We start from the raw sequence: 1,002 nt of genomic DNA, 5'->3' as shown, positions 1-1,002 counted from the left end.
GAACGGGGCTGACGCGTGGGGCCCGAGGGTCACCACCGGGATGGCCGGCCCACAACTCGTCGATCTCTCCGGTCGGTTCGGTGTGGTGAACGCGGCGGCCACCGGTGGCTATCAAGAGATCGTCGAATTCCAGGGCGCCGATTCCGGCGCAGTGCTGGAGAAGCGGATACAGACCGGTACGGCGGTGTGGGGCAACACGTTGTGGACCGTCCTCAGGGACTCGCCCACGGTGACCTCGAAGGCGCTGCCGGACGGTGTGGCGGGGCCCTCGTTCACCACGCCCAACAAATGTGTTCCCACCGAACTGCAAGCCGTGGGCCGCTGGGTGTACTGGACCTGCCACGCAAGCGGGTACTCGTTCGGCGGTGCGGGTGTCTACGACCGGCTGACCGGCCGGGTCACGACGGCTCCGGATGCCGAGATTCTGCTGGGCGACACCTACTTCGTCGCCTACACGCAGGAAGCAGGTCTCACGCTCTTCGATCTGCACAACGGCCTCCCGACCGGCGGCACGTACGCGGATCTGCCCCACCGCGCGCTGGTGAGCGCGGCGGATCTGAGCGAGAACACGGTGCGCCGGGCCGGCTGGACCGTCGACCGCTTCGGCGGCCACGTCGCCTACACCGGGGACGACCGGCGGGTCCGGATCGTCCCCACGGGCATCCCGGCGGCGCCGCTCTCGGTGATCGACACGAAGGCGCCCGTGACCTCGCTCGATCTGCGGGTCGCCGCGCCGAGCTGGGCGGGCACGTGGTGGCTGTCCAAGCCGGCCGCGTCGTGGCAGGTCACCGTGAAGGCCAAGGCGTCCGGCCAGGTCGTCCGTACGATCACCGGCGGCGAGGCGCGTGGAACGTTCACAGCAGGCTGGAACGGTACGGACGCCGCAGGCAAGCTCGTCGCCAACGGCGCGTACACCTGGTCCCTGTCCGCGAAGCCGGCCGACGGGCAGGGTCCGGCTCTCGCGGTGTCGGGTTCGGTCAAGGTGACGGGCGGTGCGGCCGC

At 70.3% G+C, this 1,002-nt stretch carries 1 protein-coding gene; it reads left to right on the top strand.

Going from position 1 to position 1,002, the window contains the following annotated elements; translation table 11 throughout:
* Positions 1–40: 40 nt before the first annotated feature.
* Positions 41–1,002 (top strand): FlgD immunoglobulin-like domain containing protein (locus ABZV94_RS42185; protein WP_356350491.1); only part of this gene is annotated, 962 nt, incomplete at its 3' end.

Origin of the sequence: Streptomyces sp. NPDC004658 (assembly GCF_040609555.1) — a bacterium.
Taxonomy (GTDB): domain Bacteria; phylum Actinomycetota; class Actinomycetes; order Streptomycetales; family Streptomycetaceae; genus Streptomyces.
Note: the sequence above shows the minus strand (reverse complement) of the source record. Positions and strands in the feature narration are given on the sequence as shown.